Annotated in this window: 19 protein-coding genes; 9 read left to right on the forward strand and 10 right to left on the reverse strand. The window is 72.1% G+C overall.

Annotated elements, in window-relative coordinates; all coding sequences use genetic code 11:
* Positions 1 to 63 precede the first annotated feature (63 nt).
* Both D4B81_RS13970 and D4B81_RS13975 read right to left on the reverse strand, forming a co-directional pair.
* Positions 64 to 1,230: an MFS transporter gene (locus D4B81_RS13970; RefSeq protein ID WP_237566005.1), complete on the reverse strand. Its 1,167-nt coding sequence runs from the start codon at positions 1,228 to 1,230 to the stop codon at positions 64 to 66.
* A gap of 47 nt (positions 1,231 to 1,277) precedes the next feature.
* Positions 1,278 to 3,497, reverse strand: coding sequence for an NADP-dependent isocitrate dehydrogenase (locus D4B81_RS13975; RefSeq protein WP_122263206.1), 2,220 nt, complete (start codon positions 3,495 to 3,497; stop codon positions 1,278 to 1,280).
* Positions 3,498 to 3,630: 133 nt separating this feature from the next.
* Here D4B81_RS13975 and D4B81_RS13980 point away from each other — a divergent pair, with 133 nt between their 5' ends.
* Positions 3,631 to 4,536, forward strand: a complete 906-nt coding sequence (locus D4B81_RS13980; protein ID WP_161965171.1) for a universal stress protein — start codon at positions 3,631 to 3,633, stop codon at positions 4,534 to 4,536.
* 10 nt (positions 4,537 to 4,546) lie between these two features.
* On the opposite strand, the gene D4B81_RS13985 is transcribed toward D4B81_RS13980, so the two are convergent.
* From D4B81_RS13985 to D4B81_RS14015, 7 genes are all read right to left on the reverse strand, one after another.
* Complete coding sequence (locus D4B81_RS13985; protein WP_237566006.1) at positions 4,547 to 6,136, reverse strand: cation:proton antiporter domain-containing protein; 1,590 nt, start codon at positions 6,134 to 6,136, stop codon at positions 4,547 to 4,549.
* 68 nt (positions 6,137 to 6,204) lie between these two features.
* Positions 6,205 to 6,909: a type 1 glutamine amidotransferase gene (locus tag D4B81_RS13990; protein ID WP_122263208.1), complete on the reverse strand. Its 705-nt coding sequence runs from the start codon at positions 6,907 to 6,909 to the stop codon at positions 6,205 to 6,207.
* A gap of 24 nt (positions 6,910 to 6,933) precedes the next feature.
* Complete coding sequence (locus D4B81_RS13995; RefSeq protein WP_122263209.1) at positions 6,934 to 8,097, reverse strand: ABC transporter ATP-binding protein; 1,164 nt, start codon at positions 8,095 to 8,097, stop codon at positions 6,934 to 6,936.
* Complete coding sequence (locus tag D4B81_RS14000; protein WP_122263210.1) at positions 8,094 to 9,161, reverse strand: ABC transporter ATP-binding protein; 1,068 nt, start codon at positions 9,159 to 9,161, stop codon at positions 8,094 to 8,096. The genes D4B81_RS13995 and D4B81_RS14000 overlap by 4 nt, the downstream gene beginning before the upstream one ends.
* A gap of 10 nt (positions 9,162 to 9,171) precedes the next feature.
* Positions 9,172 to 10,104, reverse strand: a complete 933-nt coding sequence (locus tag D4B81_RS14005) for an ABC transporter permease (RefSeq protein WP_122263321.1) — start codon at positions 10,102 to 10,104, stop codon at positions 9,172 to 9,174.
* A gap of 88 nt (positions 10,105 to 10,192) precedes the next feature.
* Positions 10,193 to 11,203 (reverse strand): ABC transporter permease, encoded by a 1,011-nt coding sequence (locus D4B81_RS14010; protein ID WP_097188107.1) that lies wholly within the window; start codon positions 11,201 to 11,203, stop codon positions 10,193 to 10,195.
* 109 nt (positions 11,204 to 11,312) lie between these two features.
* The gene (locus D4B81_RS14015) at positions 11,313 to 13,028 is read right to left on the reverse strand and encodes an ABC transporter substrate-binding protein (RefSeq protein ID WP_122263212.1); all 1,716 of its coding nucleotides are present in this window, start codon (positions 13,026 to 13,028) and stop codon (positions 11,313 to 11,315) included.
* A 168-nt stretch (positions 13,029 to 13,196) separates the two neighbouring features.
* Between D4B81_RS14015 and D4B81_RS14020 the strand changes: the two genes are divergently transcribed.
* From D4B81_RS14020 to D4B81_RS14050, 7 genes are read left to right on the forward strand one after another with little or no spacing between them, the layout of a single operon-like run.
* Positions 13,197 to 13,634, forward strand: coding sequence for a (deoxy)nucleoside triphosphate pyrophosphohydrolase (locus D4B81_RS14020; RefSeq protein ID WP_122263214.1), 438 nt, complete (start codon positions 13,197 to 13,199; stop codon positions 13,632 to 13,634).
* Between the two features lie 27 nt (positions 13,635 to 13,661).
* Positions 13,662 to 15,584 (forward strand): translational GTPase TypA, encoded by a 1,923-nt coding sequence (gene typA / locus D4B81_RS14025; RefSeq protein WP_122263323.1) that lies wholly within the window; start codon positions 13,662 to 13,664, stop codon positions 15,582 to 15,584.
* Between the two features lie 3 nt (positions 15,585 to 15,587).
* Positions 15,588 to 16,466, forward strand: a complete 879-nt coding sequence (mshB, locus tag D4B81_RS14030; RefSeq protein ID WP_122263216.1) for an N-acetyl-1-D-myo-inositol-2-amino-2-deoxy-alpha-D-glucopyranoside deacetylase — start codon at positions 15,588 to 15,590, stop codon at positions 16,464 to 16,466.
* On the forward strand, positions 16,445 to 16,966 hold the full coding sequence (locus D4B81_RS14035) for a flavin reductase family protein (RefSeq protein ID WP_237566007.1): 522 nt from the start codon (positions 16,445 to 16,447) through the stop codon (positions 16,964 to 16,966). Before mshB ends, D4B81_RS14035 begins: the two co-directional genes overlap by 22 nt.
* Before the next feature lie 46 nt (positions 16,967 to 17,012).
* Positions 17,013 to 18,812: a VanW family protein gene (locus D4B81_RS14040; RefSeq protein ID WP_122263218.1), complete on the forward strand. Its 1,800-nt coding sequence runs from the start codon at positions 17,013 to 17,015 to the stop codon at positions 18,810 to 18,812.
* Between the two features lie 43 nt (positions 18,813 to 18,855).
* Positions 18,856 to 19,182, forward strand: coding sequence for a ferredoxin (fdxA, locus tag D4B81_RS14045; RefSeq protein ID WP_097188103.1), 327 nt, complete (start codon positions 18,856 to 18,858; stop codon positions 19,180 to 19,182).
* A 43-nt stretch (positions 19,183 to 19,225) separates the two neighbouring features.
* The gene (locus tag D4B81_RS14050) at positions 19,226 to 20,524 is read left to right on the forward strand and encodes a citrate synthase (RefSeq protein WP_122263220.1); all 1,299 of its coding nucleotides are present in this window, start codon (positions 19,226 to 19,228) and stop codon (positions 20,522 to 20,524) included.
* 63 nt (positions 20,525 to 20,587) lie between these two features.
* Here D4B81_RS14050 and D4B81_RS14055 read toward each other — a convergent pair whose 3' ends face one another.
* Complete coding sequence (locus D4B81_RS14055; protein ID WP_122263222.1) at positions 20,588 to 21,436, reverse strand: hypothetical protein; 849 nt, start codon at positions 21,434 to 21,436, stop codon at positions 20,588 to 20,590.
* A gap of 53 nt (positions 21,437 to 21,489) precedes the next feature.
* On the opposite strand from D4B81_RS14055, the gene D4B81_RS14060 reads away from it, so the two are divergent.
* Positions 21,490 to 22,251: an LOG family protein gene (locus D4B81_RS14060; protein WP_122263224.1), complete on the forward strand. Its 762-nt coding sequence runs from the start codon at positions 21,490 to 21,492 to the stop codon at positions 22,249 to 22,251.
* Positions 22,252 to 22,263 lie beyond the last annotated feature (12 nt).

The following is a 22,263-nucleotide window of genomic DNA, read 5'->3' on the forward strand; positions in this document are numbered from 1 at the left end:
ACCCTCGCACGGACGGCCGTCACGCTCGGCCCGTCGTCCACAGGCGGGACAGGACGCACTCCCTCAGGTCCGTGCGAGCTCCTCATCGACGAGGGTGGGCCGGCTGACCCTCAGCCCGGCCAGCGCCATCACAACACCGCTGCCCATGAGCAGGAGCAGCACCAGCGTCCACCCGCCGGTCAGCTCGTGGACCAGACCGACGGCGAACGGCCCGACGGCGGCGAGGCCGTAGCCCACCGGTTGCACGAAGCCGGAGAGCCGCGCGGTCACCCGGGGGTCGCGCGACCGCGCCGTGATGAGCGCGATCGAGGTCGGGAAGGCGAACCCGGACAGGCCGAGCAGCGAGGCCCACAGCCACGGCAGCGTCGCCGGGGCCAGCAGCAGGCCAAGGTAGCCCCCCACGAGCAGCACCCCGAAGGTCACCATCCACGGCGCCAGCGTCCGCGACCGCGCGATGACGGTGGGCATCGTCAGGCCGCCGACGATGCCCAAGGCCGTCAGCAGAGACACCAGCGCACCCGCCTGCGTGGCGGACAGTCCCGCGTCCCGGTAGATCTGGGGGAGCCAGCCGAACTGCACGTAGGCGTTCATCGCCTGGACGCCGAAGAGCAGGGTGAGGGCGACCGCGGTGGGGGAGTGCCGCAGCCGGCCCGCACCCGCGATCGCGTCGGCGCGGTGGTCCGCCGGGTCGGTGTGCTCGCGCCGGGCGATGAGCACCCAGGGGACGAGCGCGCCGACGGCGACCAGGCCCCATACCCCGATCGCGGGGCGCCAGCCCCCCTCGGTCAGCCCGGCCACGGGGGCCGCCAGCGCCGCCGCGAGCGCGCCACCGGCCGTGAGCCCGGCCGAGTAGAGGGTCATCAGCAGGACCCCGCCGTCGCGCGCGTGCCGCTTGATCCAGGCCGGCACCAGGACGTTGCCGACGGCCATCCCCGCCAGGGCGAGTGCGGTGAGCAGCAGGAACACCGCGACTGAGCCGGTCACCGCCCGGCCCGCGAGGCCGACGACCACCGCGAGGAGGCCGAGGCTGATCCCGAGGGTCATCCCCAGTCGCCGGGCCAGCCCCACGGCCAGCAGACCCACTGCCCCGAAGCACAGCCCGGGCAGCGCCGTCATCAGCCCGGCGACGGCCGGGCTCATCCCGACGCCGTCCCGCACCTCCGCGAGGACCGGCCCGACGGACGAGGCGCCCGGCCGCAGGTTCACCGAGATGAGGACGACGGCCGTCACCGCCAGGGCGGTGCCGACCCCGGGGCGGGGACGCTCTGGGTATGCCGTCAGCCGCGCAGTCCGTCGATCACGGCGTTGAAGGTGGGGGACGGGCGCATCGCCGCCGTGGCCTTGGCGTCGTCGGGGTGAAAGTAGCCCCCGAGGTCGACGGGCGTGCCCTGGGCGTCGAGCAGCTCCTGGGCGATCTTCTGCTCCTGGTCGCCCAGCTGCTGGGCGACGGGGGCGAAGGTAGCCGCGAGCTCGGCGTCCGCGGTCTGCCCGGCGAGGGCCTCGGCCCAGTAGAGGGCGAGATAGAAGTGGCTGCCCCGGTTGTCGATCTGACCCAGCCGACGGGCGGGGGAGCGTCCCTCGGTCAGCACCCGCTCGGTGGCGCGGTCCAGCGCGTCCCCGAGCACCCCGGCCCGGGCGTTGCCCTCGCGGTCGGCGAGGTGGCGCAGGGACTCGGCGATCGCGAGGAACTCTCCCAGGCTGTCCCACCGCAGGTAGTTCTCGGACTGCAGCTGCTGGACGTGCTTGGGCGCCGAACCGCCGGCGCCGGTCTCGAAGAGCCCCCCGCCGTTCATCAGCGGCACCACCGAGAGCATCTTGGCGCTGGTGCCGACCTCGAGGATCGGGAAGAGGTCGGTGTTGTAGTCGCGGAGCACGTTGCCGGTCACCGAGATGGTGTTCAGCCCCTGCCGGATGCGCTCCACCGAGACCCGCGTCGCCTCCACCGGGGACATGACCTGCAGGTCCAGGCCGTCGGTGTCGTGGTCCTGCAGGTAGGTGCGCACCTTGGTGATGAGGTTGGCGTCGTGGGCGCGTTCCGCGTCGAGCCAGAAGATGGCGGGGTCACCGGAGGCCCGGGCGCGGGTGACCGCGAGCTTGACCCAGTCGCGGACCGGCTCGTCCTTGGTCTGGCAGGCCCGCCAGACGTCACCGGCGCTGACCTCGTGCTCCATGAGGGTGTCGCCGGCGGAGCCGACCACCCGCACCACGCCGTCGGCGGCGATCTCGAAGGTCTTGTCGTGGGAGCCGTACTCCTCGGCCTTCCTCGCCATCAGGCCCACGTTCGGCACCGAGCCCATCGTGGTCGGGTCGTAGGCCCCGTGCGCCTTGCAGTCCTCGATCACGGCCTGGTAGACCCCGGCGTAGGAGGAGTCCGGGATGACCGCCAGGGTGTCGTCCTCCTCGCCCTGCGGCCCCCACAGCTTGCCGCCGTTGCGGATCATCGCGGGCATCGAGGCGTCGACGATGACGTCGCTCGGCACGTGCAGGTTGGTGATCCCCTTGTCCGAGTTGACCATCGACAGCCGGGGGAGCTCGGCGAGACGCGCGTCGACGGCGGCGCGCACCTCCTCCGCCTGGTCCCCGAGGGCGTCGAGGCCGGCGAGGATCCCGGCGAGGCCGTCCCGGGCCGACAGACCCGCGGAGGCGAGCTGCTCGCCATACCGGGAGAAGACGTCGGCGAAGAAGGTCTCCACGGCGTGGCCGAAGATGATCGGGTCCGAGACCTTCATCATCGTCGCCTTGAGGTGCAGGCTGAGCAGGACGTCCTCGTCGGCGGCCGTGCCCACCTGCTCGGCGAGGAAGGCGCGCAGCGCCGCGACGTCCATGAACGTCGCGTCGACGACCTCGCCCTCCTCCACCTGCAGGCCGTCCTTGAGGACCGTCCTCGTGCCGTCCGCCGCCACGTGCTCGATGGTCAGGGTGTCGGCGGCGGGCAGGACGACCGACTGCTCGTTGGCGGCGAAGTCGCGGGCGCCCATGGTGGCGACGCGGGTCCGGGAGTCCGCCGACCACGCACCCATCGAGTGGGGGCGGGAGCGGGCGTAGTTCTTGACGGCCTCGGGGGCCCGCCGGTCGGAGTTGCCCTCGCGCAGGACGGGGTTGACGGCCGAGCCCTTGACCCGGTCGTAGCGGGCGCGGACCTCGCGCTCCTCCTCCGTCTGCGGGTCCTCCGGGTAGTCCGGCAGGTCGTAGCCCTGACCCTGCAGCTCGGTGATCGCGGCGCGCAGCTGCGGCGTGGACGCGGAGATGTTGGGCAGCTTGATGATGTTGGCCTCGGGCGTCGTCGCGAGCTGCCCCAGCTCGGCCAGGGCGTCGCCGACGCGCTGCTCCTCGGTGAGGCGCTCGGGGAACTGCGCCAGGATCCGGCCGGCCAGGGAGATGTCCCGCGTCTGCACCTCGATGCCCGCCGCCCCCGCGAAGGCCTCCAGGACCGGCTTGAGGGAGTAGGTCGCCAGGAGGGGTGCCTCGTCGGTGCGGGTGTAGATGATCGTGGACATCTGGCTGGTTCTCCTGGTGCGCTCGGGACGGGGGTACCGGGCACGAGGCTACTCGACCCTCGATAGGATGGGACCGACGGTTCCCGCCACCGACGGGGGTGCGCGGGGCGTCCCGTGAGAGGCGGCGATGGGCGTGACCGAGGGTAGTCGGACCAGGCGGCCGGTCGTGGTGGGTGCGGACGGGGGACGCACCGACGGCTCCGCAGTGAGGTGGTCGGCCCGGCACGCCCAGCGCACCGGACGACCGCTCGTCGTCGTCCACGCCAGCGAGCCCGAGGCCCTCGCCGCCCAGGCGGTCGGCGCCGGCGCCACCGGGATCACCGCCCTCCTGGACGCCGAGAAGGAACGGACCGACGAGCTCGCGGTCCAGGTCGAGGCGCTGGGTGCCGAGCTCGGCATCGACGCCCGGCTGGAGCTGCGCCACGGCTCCCCGGTCCGGGCGCTGCTGGAGCACCAGGACGAGGCGGTGCTGCTCGTCGTGGGCACCGGCCGCAAGAGCGCCCTGCGGGAGTGGGTGCTGGGCACCACCAGCCTCGGCGTGAGCGCCCACGCGCACTGCCCCGTCGTGGTCGTCAACCCCGAGGTCGAGGTCGGGGGCCTCATCAACGAGCGCATCGGCGTGGCGGTGGACGGCAGCGTCGACAGCCGGGCCGCCGCGGCGCTCGCCGTCGCCTACGCGGCCGCGATCGGGACGTCGCTGGTGGCGGTGAACACCTGGTACCTCGAGGTCGTGGGCGGGTACGTGGTCACCGAGCCGGACAGCCCGGAGTGGCAGCGGATCGAGGCCGAGCGCACCGCCATGCTGCAGGAGGTGATGGCCGAGGCGACCCGGCGCCACCCCGAGGTCGACGTCGAGCTGGTGGTGCGGCGCGGGCCGACCGTCTCCACGGTGCTCGACCTCGCCTCCGCGTGGGACGTCGTCGTCGTCGGCAGCCGCGGGCTGGGCAGCGTCCAGGGCCGCCTGCTGGGGTCGGTGAGCCAACGGCTCATGCGGCTCTCCCCGTGCCCGGTCCTGGTCGCCACGGGCGCGCGCCGCTGACCGTCGCCGGTCAGGACCGGTCGGCCAGCCGCTCGGCGGCCTGCTCGGCGATCGAGAGCCCGGCGCCCTCGTAGAGGTGGACGACCACCTCGGCGCCGAGCTCGGCGTAGTCCCGCGCGTCGTCGTCGTACTGCGCCACCGCCGCGACCACCCCGGTGTAGCCGATCGTGGCCAGCTCCGCCAGAGCCAGCCGGCTCGCACCGTGGAAGGGCATCGCCAGGACGACGATCTCGACCTGCGTCGTCGACTCCAGCCGCGACCAGAAGTCGCTGTCGGCGGCGTCCGCCTCCACGATGCGCAACCCGCGGCCGCGCAGGTCCTGGACGCGGGAGGGCAGGTTCTCCACCCCCAGCACCTCCAGCCCGTAGGTGCTCGACAGCTCCTCGTACGCGGAGGTGCCGATGCGGCCCATCCCCATGACCACGGCCCGGGCCGACCCGAAGGAGATCGGCGTCTCGTGGGGGTGGACGTCGTCCGGCGGGTGCATCGGCATCACCCGGCGCGCCTGGCGGAGCAGCGCGTCGGACCTGCTGTTGACGACGGCGGCGATCACGAAGCTGGCCGCCACCGCCACCGACATCACCACGAGCCAGATCTCCTCGAGCAGGCCGCCCGCCACCGCGACCGACACCACGATGAGGCCGAACTCGGAGTAGTTGCCGAGGACCAGCCCCGCCTTGACGGAGGTGCGTCGGCGCAGCTTGTGCCGGTCCAGCAGCCACACGTAGAGGAGCACCTGGACGGGCAGGAGCAGCAGCAGCGTGAGGCCCAGCAACACCCCCTCGCCGGTCACCGCGCCCCCGAACCCGATCGAGATGAAGAACCCGACCAGCAGGAGGTCCTTGAGCAGGAACAGGTGGTGGGAGAGCTGGGTGGCGGCACGGTCGCCGGCCAGCACCATGCCGACGAGCAGCGCGCCGAGGTCGCCCTTGAGACCGACCGCCTCGAACGCGGCATACCCCGGTCCCAGCGCCATGGCGAGACCGAAGAGCGCCTGCATGTCGCCGTGCGGGACGTGGTCCCAGACCCGGCGGGCCACCCACCCGAGCGGCAGGAGAGCGGCCAGCAGCGGGATGGCGAGCACGTGCGGCACGTGCCCGCCCGCGACCGTCATGAAGATGACGGCAGCCAGGTCCTGCATGACGAGGATGCCGATCGCGACGCGGCCGTAGAAGGACTGCAGCTCCGACTGCTCCTCGAGCACCTTCACGACGAAGACCGTGGAGGAGAAGGACAGCGCGAAGGCGATGAGCGCGAGCGTCCCGACGTCGAGCCCACCCAGGAGCGGGAAGCCGACGATCGCCAGCAGCCACAGGAACCCGGTGCCCGCGGCCACCGACAGGGCGAGGTGCCCGGCGGTCGTCACCCAGACCTCGCGGGCCAGCAGGCTGCGCACGTCGAGCTTGAGCCCGATGCCGAAGAGCAGCAGCGCCACCCCCAGCTCGGCGATGAAGTCCAGGTAGGGCAGCTCCTCCACCCCGAGGCTGTTGAGCGCGAAGCCGGCCGCGAGGAAGCCGAGGAGTGCCGGCAGCCGGACGAGGGACATGAGCAGCCCGGCCAGGAACGTGGCCGCGAGGAAGAAGGAGATGTCGGTCATCATGGGACTGCCCTCCTCCGGTGCACGTTGCGAGTGCCGCCCTCGCATTGTCCCACCCGGGCGGGTGACGGCTAGCCGCTGAGGACGAGCCGGGCGAAGCGGCGCAGCAGCGCCTCCCAGCTGCGGTGCAGCTCGGCGCGTCGACGCTCGAGCTCCTCGAGGGTGGCGCGGTCGGTGGCCGGGTCCGGCCCCGCGCTCCACCGCGCGACGATCGACGCGTCCGCCTCGGGATGGAACTGCACCCCCCAGGCCCGGCGGCCGAAGCGCGCGGCCTGCACCGTGCCGTCCGGGGCCCGGGCGATCTCCGTCGCACCGGTCGGGAGGACCGTCACGACGTCGTTGTTCCAGTGCAGCACCGTGGAGTCGGCGCCCAGGACCCCGGTCAGCGGGTCGGTCCGCCCGTCGGGGGTCGCCGCGAAGGGGACCAGACGGTGCAGGGGGCCACGCTCGTTGCGCCGGACCTCGCCACCCAGCGCGACCGCGCCGAGCTGGTGCCCGAGGCACACCCCGAGGAAGGGGAGGTCGGCGGCGACGGTGGCCCCGATGAGCGCGCGGGTCGGCAGCAGCCACCGGTGCTCCGCGTCGTCCTGCGCCCCCATCTTCCCGCCGAGGACGATCAGCCCGAGGTGGTCGCCCAGCGCAGCCGGCAGGGCGCGGCCGCCGTGCGCCGGCAGGACGTCCACGTCCAGCCCCGCGCGCAGCAGCCAGGGCTCGATCATCCCGACCGGGCAGTCGTCCTCGTGCTGGACGACGAGCACGCGCGGAACCTCAGCCATGGCGGCAGGCTACCGACCGCACGCTCACGCGCTGGCGTCGGTCACGCCTTTGGCGCCGAGCGAGGAGTCGATCTCGGGGTGGATCTCGTCAGGGTGGGTCACGTCGTCCACCTCGACGGTATGGCGCCCCAGCTCGCCGGAGGCGATCTGCTCGGCCCAGTGGCAGGCGACCCGGTGGCTCGCCGGCACGCCGTCGACCTGCACCACGCGCAGCTCGGGCCGCTCCTCCTCGCAGCGTGTCGGCTGACGCCACGGGCAGCGGGTGTGGAACCGGCAGCCGGACGGCGGGTTGGCGGGGGAGGGCAGGTCGCCCGGGAGCAGGATCTGCTCGCGGCTGTCCTCGACGACGGGGTCGGGCACGGGCACGGCGGACAGCAGCGCGCGGGTGTAGGGGTGCAGCGGCTCGTCGTAGAGATCCTCGCCCTCGGCCTCCTCCACGAGGCCGCCGAGGTACATCACCCCGATGCGGTCGCTGATGTGGCGCACCACGGCCAGGTCGTGCGCGATGACGAGGTAGGTGAGCCCGAACTCCTCCTGGAGGTCCTCCAGGAGGTTGATGACCTGGGCCTGCACCGACACGTCGAGGGCGCTCACCGGCTCGTCGGCCACGATCAGCTGCGGGTCCACCGAGAGCGCCCGCGCGATGCCGACCCGCTGCCGCTGCCCGCCCGAGAACTCGTGGGGGTACTTCGACAGGGCGTTCTTCGGCAGGCCCACGGCGCTCAGCAGCTCGGTGAGCCGGGTCCGCGCGACCTGGGCGTCCTTGGTCAGGCCGTGGGCCCGCATCCCCTCGAGCAGCAGCTGCTCGACGGTCTGTCGTGGGTCGAGGCTGCCCAGCGGGTCCTGGAAGACCATCTGCATGTGGCGGCGCTGGCGGCGCAGCTGCTCGCCCTTGAGGCTGGCGAGGTCCGTGCCGTCGAAGACGACCTCACCGGCGGTGGGCGACTCAAGCTGCAGGATCGCCCGGCCCAGCGTGGACTTGCCGCACCCGGACTCGCCGACGAGCCCGTAGGTCTCCCCGCGGCGGATCTGCAGGTCGATGCCGTCGACGGCGTAGACGTGACCGATGGTCCGGTCGAAGATCACGCCCTTCTTGATCGGGAAGTGCACCTTGAGACCGCGCACGTCCAGGAGCACGTCGGCCTCGGGCGTCCCCGCCCCCTCGGGCTGCTGGACGGTCGTCGTCATGCCCGGACCTCCTCGTCGGACGGGGCGTCGTCGAGCGGGTTCGACTCGAGCGGGTTGTGGCAGCGCAGCAGCCGGTCCGGACCGAGACCCTCGTGGTCCGGCACGAGCTCGGGGGTCCGCTCACGGCATACCTCGATCTCGGAGGAGCACCGGGGCGCGAAGGCGCACCCGCCCTCCCACGGGATGTTGTCCGCGACCGACCCGGGCACCGGGGTCAGCCGGCGGCCCTTGCCCTCGGTGAGGCGGGGGATGGAGGCGAGCAGGCCGCCGGTGTAGGGGTGCCGCGGCCGGGCGAAGAGGTCGTGCCGGCGGGCCCGCTCCACGATCCGGCCGCCGTAGAGGACGTTGACCTCGTCGCACAGCCCGGCCACCACGCCGAGGTCGTGGGTGATCATGATGAGGGAGGTGCCGCTCTCCTGCACGAGCTCCTTGAGCAGGGCCAGGATCTGGGCCTGGATCGTCACGTCGAGCGCGGTCGTCGGCTCGTCCGCGATGAGCAGCCGCGGCTCGCAGGCCAGGGCCATCGCGATCAGGGCGCGCTGGCGCATGCCGCCGGAGAGCTGGTGGGGGTACTCCTTGAGCCGACGGGTCGGGTCCGGGATGCCGACCTTGTCGAGCAGCTCGGCCGCCCGTCGTCCCGCGTCGCCCCGGTTCATCCCACGGTGCCGCTCGAGCACCTCCGCCACCTGGACGCCGAGGGGTACGACGGGGTTGAGGGAGGACAGCGGGTCCTGGAAGATCATCGCCACGTCGCGTCCGCGGCGGTCACGCATCTGGGTGTCGGAGAGGGTGAGCAGGTCCTCGCCGTCGAAGTGCACGCTGCCGGTCACGGCGTTGCCGCGGGAGGGCAGCAGCCGCATGATCGCCAACGAGGTCACCGACTTGCCGCAGCCGGACTCGCCGACGAGCCCGACGGTCTGACCGGGTCGCACGTCGAAGCTGACGGCGTCGACGGCGCGGAAGGCCTTGGCGCCGCGGCCGAAGGTGACCGTCAGGTCGCGCACGGACAGGAGCGGTTCCCCCTCGCCGGAGGGGTATGTCGAGGTGCCGGGTCGGTCGGTCACGATGGCCTCCTCAGCGCCGGGACTTGGGGTCGAGGGCCTCGCGCAGCGACTCGCCCATGAGGGTGAAGCCGAGCGCGACGACGATGATGCACAGGGCCGGGTAGACGGCGACGTGCGGGTAGGTGTTGAAGAACACCTGGGCCCGGCCGAGCATCTGACCCCACTCCGGGACGGAGTCGTCGGGGTTGCCCAGCCCGAGGAAGGACAGCGCCGCGGCGTCGATGATGGAGACGGCGAGGACGAGGGTGCCCTGCACGATGACCGGCCCCACGGAGTTGGGCAGCATGTGGCGGAAGACGATCGCGGGGGCGCGCACCCCGAGGGACCGCGCGGCGAGCACGTGGTCGCTGTGCCGCTGGGAGATCATCGACCCCCGCAGGAGGCGGGCGAAGACGGGCACCTGGACGATGGCGATGGCCAGGATCACCGTCCACTGGCTGGGCCGGGCAAAGATCGCCGCGATGGAGAACGCCATGAGCAGGCTGGGGATGGAGAGCATGACGTCGACGACGCGCATCACGATGTTGTCGACCCAGCCGCCGATGCCGCCTGCCAGGGTGCCCAGGACGAGTCCGCCGAACAGCCCGCCCAGCGTGGCGAGGACGCCGACGATGAGGGTCTGGCGCGCCCCGACGATGAGGCGCGAGAGCAGGTCGCGCCCCGCGTTGTCACCGCCCAGCGGGTAGCCGGGCTGCGGGTCGGGGATCGGCGTGGCGGGCGTGACCTGCCCGATCAGGTCGCGGGCGCGGGGGTCGTGCGGGGCCAGCCACGGGGCGATGAGCGCGACGATGAGGAAGAGCAGGATGATCACCGCGCCGATGAGGAAGACGGGGTCGCGTCGCAGCCGGCGCCAGGCGCTCTGCCACAGGCTCACGCCCCGCTCGTCGGAGAGCGAGCCGGCCTCGGCGAGCTCGTCGATACGACGCTTCCTCCGGTCGCCCATGCGGGCGAACGCGGACCGGTGGTCGGGGTCCTCGGGGCTGACGGGGGAGGTGCCGGTCTCGGCGGTGGGGTCGGTCACGGGAGGCTCCTCACTTGGTCCGCACCCGTGGGTCGATGAGCGCGTAGGCGACGTCGACGGCGAGGTTCACGACGATGTAGATCAGGGCGGCGAACATGATGAGGACCTGGAGCACCGGGTAGTCGCGTCGCTCGAAGCCGATCGCCAGGGCCTGGCCGATGCCCTGGAAGGCGAAGACCTTCTCGGTGAGGACTGCACCCCCGAGGAGCGCACCGACCTGGAGGCCGACGATCGTCACGACGGGGATCAGCGCGTTGCGCATGATGTGCCGGACCCGGATGACCGAGCTGGTCAGCCCCTTGGCGCGGGCGGTGCGCACGTAGTCCTCGTCCATGACGTCGATGACGGCGGCGCGGGTGATGCGGAAGATGATGGCGAACGGGATGGAGGACAGCGCGATCGCGGGGAGGATCAGGTGCTTGAGGGCGTCCCAGGCGGCGTCCCACTCCCGGGTGAGGATCCCGTCCAGGACGTAGAGGTTGGTGATGTGGGTGGCGTCGATGCCCACGCTCTGCCGGCCCGAGGGCGGGAGCAGCCCCCACCGGACGGCGAAGAGGTACTTGAGCACGTAGGCGAGGAAGAAGACCGGCACCGCCACGCCGACGAGGGAGAAGATGACGCTCCCGGTGTCGAGCATGCCCCCGCGGCGGCGGGCTGCGACATACCCCAGCGGGATGGCGAGGACCAGGGCCAGAGCGAGGGCGAAGAGGCTCAGCTCCAGCGTGGCGGGGAAGCGCTGGACGAAGACGTCCAGGGCGGGCTCACCCCGGTAGACCCCGTTGGAGACGCCGAAGTCACCCTGCAGCGCGCGCTGCAGGAAGCGCCAGTACTGGACGGGCAGCGGGTCGTCCAGGCCCAGCTGCGCGCGCAGGCGGGCGGCGTTCTCGGGCGTGCCCCGCTCGCCGAGCAGGGCGCTGACGACCCCTCCCGGGAGGGAGCGGAGCCAGGCGAAGAGCAGCACGCTCAGCACGAACAGCGCGATCACCGCCTGGAGCAGGCGGCGGACGATGAACCTCAGCACCGGGGTTCCTCCAGGGCGGGAGTGGAGCGGGGGCGACAGCGTAACGCGGGGACGGCGGGTCGGGTGGCTACCCGACCCGCCGTCCCTCAGCGTCGACCGAGGGAGTCGGTCACTCGGTGATCGTGACGGTCGAGAAGTCCTCGGCCGTCAGCGGGCTGGCGACCAGACCCTGCACGTTCTCCCCGACGACGATCGCCGGCGGGCTGTGCGAGATCGGCAGGCCGGGCAGCCACTCGGGGCTCATGATGGCCTCGTTGAGGCTCTCGTAGAGCCCGATGCGGGTCGCCTCGTCCGCCTCGGCGTCGGCCGCGGCGATCTGCTCCTGCAGGTCCTCGTGCCAGTCGTAGGCGGAGGTGCCGAACTGGTTGTCGTCACCGCAGAAGAACGCGCACAGGAAGTTGTCCGCCGAGTTGAGGTCACCGGTCCACCCGAGGAAGAACGCCGGCGCGCGGCTGGCCTGGGTGTCGTCGATGTAGCCACCGGCCCAGGGCTTGGTGACTGTCTCGACGGTGATGCCGGCGGCCTCCCAGTCGGCCTTGACCGCGTCGTAGACGCGGGTGGGGTCCGGCATGTAGGGACGCGTGACCTCCGAGGGGTACCACAGCTCGATGGTGAGGTCGGACTTGCCGGCCTGCTCGAGCAGGTCCCTGGCCTTCTCCACGTCGTACTCGTAGGCCTCGATCCCCGAGGACCAGCCCGAGACCGTGCTCGGCATGAACTGGGTCGCGACCTCGGCACCGGCGGGCAGCTGGGAGGTGACGAACTGCTCACGGTTGAGCGCGTGGTAGAGCGCCTGGCGGACCAGCGGGTCCTCCAGCTGCGGGTCGGCCACCGGGTTGAGGGCCAGGTAGAGGATGTTGAACGGGTCCCGGATGAGGACCTGGTTGCCCGCGTCCTCCAGCGCCTGCCAGTCGACCGGGTTGGGCAGGTCGTAGCCGTTGATCGTGCCGGCCTCGAGCTCCTGACGACGCGCGTTCTCGTCGGGGATGATCCGGAAGACGATCTCGGAGACGCCGGCCGGGTCGCCCCAGTAGTCGTCGTTGCGCGTCAGCGTGACGCTGCCGCCCGCGTTGTCGTAGGACTCGAACATGAACGGGCCGGTGCCGGTGGGGTGCTCCTGGGCGTACTCGGGGAAGACGAACGCCTCACCCTCGAGCGCGATGCCGTTGGCGTCGTACTCCTCCATCGCGGTGGGCGACTGGATGGCGTAGGAGGACTGCGACAGGACCATGGGGAACTTGCCCGTGACCCGGCTGACGGTCACCTGGGCGGTGAGCTCGTCGGTGGCCTCGCACGACTCGTAGAGCGAGTCCTCGCCGAAGCCGAAGTCGTTGCCGTAGTAGTAGGCGCCCGACGGGCTCTGACCGGCCTCGTTCTGGTCCGCCCAGCGCTCGAAGTTGGCGCAGACGGCCTCGGCGTCGAGCGGGGTGCCGTCGTGGAAGGTCACGCCCTCCTGGATGGCGAAGTCCCAGACCAGGCCGTCCTCGCTCTCCCAGCTCGTCGCCAGCTCCGGGACGGCCTCGCTGCCGCCCTCCTCGATGCCGATGAGGTTCTGGAAGATCTGGCGCGTGACGCGGAACGTCTCACCGTCGCTGGCGTAGAACGGGTCGAAGGTGGTGGGGGCTCCGGCCGCCCCGAAGACGAACGTCGCGTCGCTGGCGCCGTCGTCGCCGCCGGCCGCGGGCTCGGTGCCCGTCGCGTTGTCAGTGCCTGCTGGGGCCCCGTCGCCGTCGTCGCCGGTGTCGCGATCCGACTCCGCGCAGGACGTCAGCAGCAGGGCGAGCGCGGCGGCAGAAGCCAGGGCGCCTACCGAGCGGTTTCTCATCGTGCCTCCTCATGAGGGTGGGCCGGACCAGGGATGCGTCCGGTTCTGGCGACCTCATCACATGTCCTCGGGGATGGCTAGGGATGGTGGCAAGTCGTGACCGCACCGTGACCTGCGCCGTCCGCCGGGTCAGGCTCCGGTGACGTCCCCTCTGCGAGCATGGCCGGTATGCCGAACCCCTCGCCCCGGGTGGCCGTGGCCGCCGTGGCCCTGGTCGACGACCTCGAGCACCCGAGCCGGCTGCTCGCCGCGCGCCGCACCGAGCCTCCCTCGCTGGCGGGGGGCTGGGAGTTCCCGGGAGGCAAGGTCGAGCCGCCCGAGTCCGCCGAGGACGCCGCGGTGCGGGAGGTGCTCGAGGAGCTCGGGGTCAGGGTGCGCCTCGGGAGCCGGGTCGGGAGGACCTGGCCGCTCGGGAGCACCTACGAGATGCACCTGTTCTGGGGGGTGGCCCTGGAGGGTGAGCCCGAGCCGCAGCCGGTCGAGGACCACGACGCGGTGCGCTGGCTGGGGGCGGCGGAGCTCTTCGAGGTGGCCTGGCTGCCTGCCGACCTGCCGATCGTGCGGTACGTGGAGACCCGGCTCCGGGTGCGCACGTGTCAGGAGTAGTGGCCAGAACCTGAGAGAATGGAGCACATGCCTCAGACCCCATCCGGCTCCGGCGTGCGCGCCGACATCCGCAACGTCGCCATCGTCGCGCACGTCGACCACGGCAAGACCACCCTCGTGGACGCCATGCTCACCCAGGGCGGGGCGTTCGCCGCGCACCACGGCTCCGAGTTCCACGCGGACATGGACCGGGTCATGGACTCGGGGGACCTGGAGCGGGAGAAGGGGATCACGATCCTCGCCAAGAACACCGCGATCCGCTACACCGGCACCCACGCCCCCGCGGGCGGGATGACGATCAACATCATCGACACCCCGGGGCACGCCGACTTCGGCGGCGAGGTGGAGCGTGGTCTGTCGATGGTCGACGGGGTGGTGCTCCTCGTGGACGCGTCCGAGGGACCGCTGCCGCAGACCCGCTTCGTGCTGCGCAAGGCGCTGGCCGCGCACCTGCCCGTCGTGCTGTGCATCAACAAGGTGGACCGCCCCGACAGCCGGATCGCGGCCGTCGTCGACGAGGTCTACTCGCTCTTCATGGACCTGCTCGACGACCACGACCCCGAGGTGGTCGAGAGGTCGCTGAACTTCCCGGTGGTCTACGCCTCGGCGAAGGCCGGCCGGGCCTCCATGGAGGCTCCCGCCGACGGCGGCATGCCCGACAGCCCCGACCTCGAGCCGCTCTTCGAGACGATCCTGAACACCGTGCCGGCGCCCACCTACACCGAGGGGGCCGCGCTGCAGGCGCACGTCACGAACCTCGACTCCAGCCCCTTCCTCGGCCGTCTCGCGCTGTGCCGCGTCCACGAGGGGACGATCCGCAAGGGCCAGCAGGTGGCCTGGTGCCGTCGGGACGGCTCGGTCGTCAAGGTCAAGATCACCGAGCTGCTGGTGACGGACGGCCTGGAGCGCAAGCCCGGCGAGCAGGCGTCCCAGGGCGACATCATCGCGATCGCCGGCATCCCGGAGATCACCATCGGGGAGACGCTGGCGGACGCCGAGAACCCCGTGCCGCTCCCGCTCATCACCGTCGACGAGCCGGCGATCTCGATGACCATCGGCACCAACAGCAGCCCGCTGGCCGGTCGCGTCAAGGGGTCGAAGGTCACGGCAAGGCTGGTCAAGGACCGGCTCGACAAGGAGCTCGTCGGCAACGTGTCGCTGCGGGTCCTGCCGACCGAGCGGCCGGACACCTGGGAGGTCCAGGGCCGTGGCGAGCTGGCGCTGGCGATCCTCGTGGAGCAGATGCGCCGCGAGGGCTACGAGCTGACCGTGGGCAAGCCGCAGGTGGTGACCAAGGAGGTCGACGGCAAGCTGCACGAGCCCGTCGAGCGGCTCACCATCGACAGCCCCGAGGAGCACCTCGGCACGATCACCCAGCTGATGGCCGCCCGCAAGGGTCGGATGGAGCAGATGACCAACCACGGCACCGGCTGGGTGCGGATGGAGTATGTCGTGCCCTCCCGCGGGCTCATCGGCTTCCGCACCGAGTTCCTCACCGAGACGCGGGGCACCGGCATCGCCCACCACGTCTTCGAGGGCTACGTCCCGTGGTTCGGCGAGATCCGGACCCGCCAGTCGGGGTCGCTCGTCTCGGACCGCGCCGGGGTGGCCTCGTCGTACGCCATGTTCAACCTGCAGGAGCGCGGCACCCTCTTCGTGGAGCCGACGACCGAGGTCTACGAGGGCATGATCATCGGCGAGAACTCGCGCGCCGACGACATGGACGTCAACATCACCAAGGAGCGCAAGCTGACGAACGTCCGCTCCGCGGGGGCCGACGTGCTGGAGCGGCTCGTACCGCCCCGACTCCTCTCCCTGGAGCAGTCGCTGGAGTTCTGCCGGGAGGACGAGTGCGTCGAGGTGACGCCGGAGGCCATCCGGGTGCGCAAGCTGGTCCTCGACCAGACCCTGCGGGCGCGGACCGCCGCCCGGGCGCGCAACCAGGGCTGACCGGTGGAGCGTCCCGACCTGCGTGACGGCATACCTGTCGACCTGGACCGCCCGCTGCGCGTGGTGGCGGTGCACGCCCACCCGGACGACGAGACGCTGGCCACCGGTGTCGCGCTCGCCCACCACGCCGCGGCCGGTGACGACGTGCACGTCATCACCTGCACGCTGGGGGAGGAGGGGGAGGTGATCCCCCCAGGTCTGGCACACCTCGAGGGCTCCGAGGCTCTGGGACCGCACCGCTCCTGGGAGGTCGCGAGGGCCACCGCCGCGCTCGGCGTCACCCACCACTGGCTCGGGGGCGACCTGCCGCGGTGGCGGGACAGCGGGATGGTCGGGTCGGCGGCGGCCGCCCACCCGCGCGCCCTGGCCGGCGCCGACGTCGAGGAGGTGGCGGCGGTGCTGGCCGAGCAGCTCGCGGCCCTGCACCCCGACGTGGTCCTCACCTACGACCCGGAGGGCGGCTACCGCCACCCCGACCACGTCCAGACGCACCGGGTGACCGTCGCGGCCCTGGCGCGGCTGGCGGAGCGGCACCCCGAGGTGCCCTCCCCGCGTCTGTACGTCTCCCTGACCCCGCGCTCGTGGGCCGAGGAGGACCGCCGGTGGCTCGCCGAGCACGTGCCGGCCGCAGCCAGGGCGGAGGAGGGCGGCCGGGTCACCGTCCCCGACGCGGACGATCCCTACCCGCCCTCGGTGGTGGACGACGGGAGGGTGACGCACGCGGTGGTGGACGGGGCCGCGCTGCCGGCCCAGGTCGCGGCGCTGCGCGAGCACCCCACGCAGGTCACCGTGCACGACGGGTGGTTCACGCTGAGCAACGACGTCGCCGCCCGGCTGCCCGCCCGCGAGGGTTACGCCCGGTGGGACCGGACGGCGCCGTGACCGACGCGGCCGCCGCGGTGGACCCGGCCCGCTACCGCCAGGCGATGGGGCGGTTCGCCACCGGGGTGGCGGTGGTGACCTCGCGGCACCGGGGGCACGACGTGGCCCTCACGGTGGACTCCCTCACCAGCGTCTCGCTGGCACCGGTCCTGCTGCTCGTCAGCCTGCACCCCGAGGCCCGCGTCCTGGAGGGGGTGGAGTCCGGGGAGCCTTTCGGGGTCAGCATCCTGCCGGCCCGCCTGCGCGGGATGGCGCAGTGGCTCGGGGAACCCGGCCGCCCCCTGCACAACCAGCTCGTCCGGGTCCCGCACGAGCGGGGCTCCGCCACGGGTGTCGCCCTCGTCGAGGGTGCGCTCGCCGCGTTCGAGTGCCGCACCTACGCCCTCCACCCGGCCGGCGACCACGTGCTGGTGGTGGGCGAGGTGCTGAGTCTGCAGGCGCGCCCGACCGACGACGCGGCCCTGGTCCATTACCGTGGAGGACTGGGCGAGCTGCGGTGAGGGTGGGCACGGGAGCCGCAGGAGCGACGGAAGGACGAGACGGCGGATGAGCGACGCGACACGGCTGGGGTCCCCCCCGGAGGCCGGGCTGCCCGAGGAACGACCTGAGCGCGGGTGGACCGGGGTCGCCCTGCGCCTCGTCGTCGCGCTGCTCGTGCTGGGCGGGGCCTATCTCGGGGTGGCGCTGTGGTTCAAGGACCGGCCGCCGGCCGGGGTGAGCGTGGCCGGCGTCGACATCGGCACGATGTCCCGCGAGGCTGCCCGCGACCACCTCGAGCGGTCGCTCGCGGACCGGCTGGCCCAGCCGGTCGTCGTCACCGTGCGCCCTGAGGGCGCGCCGCCGCAGGAGGAGACGCAGCTCAACCTCGACCCGCGGACCGCGGGCCTGGGCCACGACCTCGAGGCCACCCTCGACCAGGTGACGGGCTTCACCCTCGACCCGCGGGCCTTGTGGACGCACGTGGTCCGCAGCGAGCGTGAGCTGCCGCTCCTGGGGACGGTGGACCGCGACGCGCTCACCGCGGCCGTGCAGGAGCAGGCGCAGGACTACGACACCGACCCCGTGGAGGGGGAGGTGGCGGTGACGGAGGAGGCCGTCGAGGTGGTCGACGCCCAGGACGGGCGCCTGCTCGACGTCGAGAGGACGGTCGACGCGGTCGCCGGTGCCTGGCCGGACTCCCACGACGTGACCGGGGCGGCGGTCACCGTGGCCCCGGTGCTGACCCAGGCCGAGATCGAGAGGTTCACCCGGGAGGAGGTCGAGCCGGTGCTGGCGGCCCCGCTGGTGGTCACCGCGACGCGCGGGTCGGGCGAGGACGCGCAGACGGCTGCGGCTGAGCTCGCCCCGCGTGAGATCGCGGCGCTGCTGAGCGTCGACAGCGGCGCAGGCGCGACGCTGGCCCTCGAGGTCGACGAGGAGAGCCTCCTGGCCCGCCTGCGCGAGGACCTCGGCCAGCTCGAGCAGGGCCCGGTCGACGCGACGGTCCGTCTCGAGTCGGGCTCGGTGGAGGTGGTGCCCTCGCGCACCGGCGCCGTGCTGGACGAGGACACCCTGCTCGCGGACGTGGTGGCCGCGCTCGGCGCCACGGGACCGGCCCGCGAGGTCACGACGGAGCTGCAGCCGGTCGAGCCCGCCATCGGGACGGCGGCCGCCGAGGACTGGACGTTCTCCGAGATGGGGGCCTTCAGCTCGGTCTTCCCGACCGGGGAGGCCAACTCCTCCCGCACGGCCAACCTGGTCGCGGCGGTGCGCAACCTGGACGGATACGTCGTCATGCCCGGGGAGCAGTTCGCGCTGTCGACCGCCCTCGGCGACATCACCGAGGCCAACGGCTACCGCGAGGCGCCGATCATCGTCGACGGCCGCCTGGTCCAGGGCATGGGCGGCGGGCTGTCCCAGATCTCCACGGTGGTCTTCAACACCTCGTGGTTCTCCGGCGTGCAGCTCGACGCGCACACCCCGCACTCCTACTACATCCCCCGCTACCCGGCCGGTCGCGAGGCCACGCTCGCGCTGCCCGGCCTCGACAACCTCTGGACCAACGACACCGACAACCCCGTCGTGGTCCGCGCCAGGATCGGCGGCGACACGATCTTCATGTCGTTCCTGGGGCAGCGCGCCCACGACGTCGAGACGGTCGACGGCCCCCGCCGCAACCCCACCCGGGGGGAGCGGATCGAGGTCGACGACCCCGAGTGCGTGCCGCAGAACCCCTCGGAGGGTTTCACCATCACCAACGTCCGGATCCTGCGCAGCGGCGGGGCGGAGGTGGGCCGTGACGAGTTCACCACCACCTACCAGGCCGCCGACGAGATCGTCTGCACCCACCCGGACGCGGGCTACTGACCCGGTGCGGCTCCGGGCGGCGGAGACGGCATACTCTTTCCCCATGACGTACGTGATCGCTCAGCCGTGTGTGGACCTCAAGGACAAGGCCTGCATCGAGGAGTGTCCGGTCGACTGCATCTACGAGGGGGAGCGTTCGCTCTACATCCACCCCGACGAGTGCGTGGACTGCGGGGCCTGCGAGCCGGTGTGCCCGGTGGAGGCGATCTACTACGAGGACGACGTCCCGGAGGAGTGGGCGGAGTACTACAAGGCCAACGTCGAGTTCTTCGACGATCTGGGCAGCCCCGGCGGTGCGGCCAAGATGGGCCTGATCCCCAAGGATCACCCGATCGTGGCCGTGCTGCCCCCGCAGTCGCACGACGAGTGACCGCACGCCCCCTGACCGGCCCATCCCCGACTGGAGGACACCCATGACTGAGACCACCATCGACACCGCCGTGACCCTGCGTCACGGCGAGCACGAGCTGCCCCTCAAGGTGGTGCCCGCGGTGGAGGGCAACAACGGCCTCGACATCAGCGCGCTGATGAAGACCACGGGCGACACCACCCTCGACGTCGGTTTCGTCAACACCGCCTCCTGCCAGTCCGCCATCACCTACATCGACGGGGACGCGGGGATCCTGCGCTACCGGGGCTACCCGATCGACCAGCTGGCCGAGAAGTCCTCCTTCCTCGAGACCTCCTACCTGCTCATCTACGGCGAGCTGCCCAGCGCCCAGGAGTTGGCGGAGTTCGACCAGCGGCTGCGTCGCCACACCCTCCTCGTGGAGGACATGAAGAACTTCTTCGACGGCTTCCCGCGCGACGCGCACCCGATGTCGGTGCTGTCCTCGGCCGTCTCCGCCCTGGGCACCTTCTACCAGGACAGCCACGACCCGCACGACCCCGAGGCCGTCGAGATCTCCACGATCCGGCTCATGGCCAAGCTGCCGACGATCGCCTCCTACGCCTTCCGCAAGAGCCAGGGGCAGTCCCTTCTCTACCCGGACAACGACTTCAACCTCGTCGAGAACTTCCTCTGGATGACGTTCGGGCAGCCCACCGAGAAGTACGACCTGGACCCCGACCTGGCCAAGGCGTTGGACCTGCTGTTCATCCTGCACGCGGACCACGAGCAGAACTGCTCCACCTCCACCGTGCGCCTGGTGGGCTCCTCCGAGGCCAACCTCTTCTCCTCCATCTCCGCGGGCATCCACGCCCTCTCCGGGCCCCTGCACGGCGGTGCCAACTCGGCCGTGCTGGAGATGCTGGGCAAGATCCAGAGCAGCGGCGGGGACGTCGCCGAGTTCGTGCGGCAGGTCAAGAACAAGGAGGACGGGGTCAAGCTCATGGGCTTCGGCCACCGGGTCTACAAGAACTACGACCCGCGCGCCGCCATCGTGAAGAAGACGGCGCACGAGCTGCTGGCCAAGGCCGGCCAGAACCCGCTGCTCGACCTCGCCATGGAGCTCGAGCAGACCGCGCTCGAGGACGACTACTTCGTGGAGCGCAAGCTCTACCCGAACGTCGACTTCTACACGGGCCTCATCTACGAGTCGATGGGCTTCCCCAGCAACATGTTCACCGTGCTCTTCGCCATCGGCCGCCTGCCCGGCTGGATCGCGCAGTACCGCGAGATGATCACCGACCCCGCGACCAAGATCGGGCGCCCGCGCCAGGTCTACGTCGGAGAGTCCGAGCGTCGGTACGTCAGCGCCGAGCAGCGCTGAACCGACGCCGACCCGACAGCCCCCCTCCGCCGCGGCGGGCGGGGGCGTCGGCGTCGCGGACGGTCAGCCCGCCACCTCGACGAGGACCGTGGTGGACGGCAGGGCGGACCCGGCGTCGGCCCACGAGAGCGGGTCGTCCGCCCCGCGGTCCCAGCTGCGGGAGCCGACCGTCACCGTGACCACCTCCTCGGCCTCGGCATGGCTCACCGCCCAGGTGCCGGCGCTCCATGCCAGGGCCTCGTCCTCCAGCTCGAGGGTGAGGCTCCCCGCCCCGGCGTCGACGCTGCCGGTGACCCCCAGCTGCTCGGCCAGCTTGTCCGCCAGCGCCTGCGCGGACCCCGGTGCGGCGGGCTCGTCGAGGCGGCACCCCATCCGGGTGGACGCCCCCTCCTGGCCGGTGAGGACCGAGGCGAGCACCCGCCCCTCCTGCTCGTGATCGGCGTACGCCTCCGGGAACGCGCTGCGCTGCACCTCCTGAGCCACCTCGGTGACCACCCCGTCCTGCCACCCCGGGACCTGTTCCAGGGCGGCGTAGAACGCGTTGCTGGCGTAGACCGGGTCGGTGACCTGCTCGACGGTTCCCCACCCCTGGCTGGGTCGCTGCTGGAACAGCCCCTGGCTGTCGGCGTCCCCGTAGCGCAGGTTGCGCAGCTTGCTCTCCTGGATGGCCGTGGCCAGGGCGATGGTGGCGGCGCGCGGCGGCAGCCCACGCTGCAGCCCGACGGCGGCGATCGTCGCGGCGTTGGCGGACTGCTCCGGGGTGAAGGTCTCCTCCCGGTCGGCCGCGACGAAGACGCACTCCACCGGGGCCAGCTGCTCGGCCACCCACCGCGCGCCCACGACCGCGCTCACCGCGGTGGCGCCCACCAGGAGCACGGCGGCGGTCCGTCGTCCGGAGGGGGTCAGGGGCACCCGACGATCCTAGGCGGTCGCCGCGCCGTCCCCTCACCCCGTAGATTCGCCACGTGGCCACACGACCAGAGCACCACAAGGGACCGGTGACCCTGAGGGGGTCGCGGGTTCCGCGGAGCACCACCGACCAGCGCCTCCTCGAGGGGCGCGAGCCCGCGGGCTGGGTGCACTCCGACCCGTGGCGGGTGATGCGCATCCAGGCCGAGTTCGTCGAGGGCTTCGGGGGCCTGGCCGAGCTGGGGCCGGCGATCTCGGTCTTCGGGTCCGCCCGCACCCGTCCCGGCCACCCGACCTACGCGCTGGCCGAGGAGGTGGGTGCCGCCCTCGTCGGGGCCGGGTTCGCCGTGATCACCGGCGGTGGACCGGGCGCGATGGAAGGGGCGAACAAGGGGGCGACCGAGGCAGGGGGGACGTCGGTCGGGCTGGGTATCGAGCTGCCGATGGAGAGCGGTCTCAACGCCTACGCCAACCTCGGCATCAACTTCCGCTACTTCTTCGTCCGCAAGACGATGTTCGTCAAGTATGCGGAGGGTTTCGTCGTCCTCCCCGGTGGCGTCGGCACGCTGGACGAGCTGTTCGAGGCGCTCACCCTCATCCAGACCGGCAAGATCACCAACTTCCCGATCATCCTCATGGGGGCCACGTTCTGGGGGCCCCTCCTGCACTGGTTGCGGCACACGCTCATGGCCGAGGGGATGCTCTCGCCGGGGGACCTGGACCTGCTCCGGGTGACCGACGACGTGGCCGAGGCGGTCGCCTGGATCGTGGCCGCGCAGGAGGAACGCCGCGGGTCGGGGTTCTCAGCGACGTCCTGACGTGTAAGGATC

The organism is Ornithinimicrobium cerasi (assembly GCF_003702705.1).
In the GTDB taxonomy this organism is placed as follows: Bacteria; Actinomycetota; Actinomycetes; order Actinomycetales; family Dermatophilaceae; genus Ornithinicoccus; species Ornithinicoccus cerasi.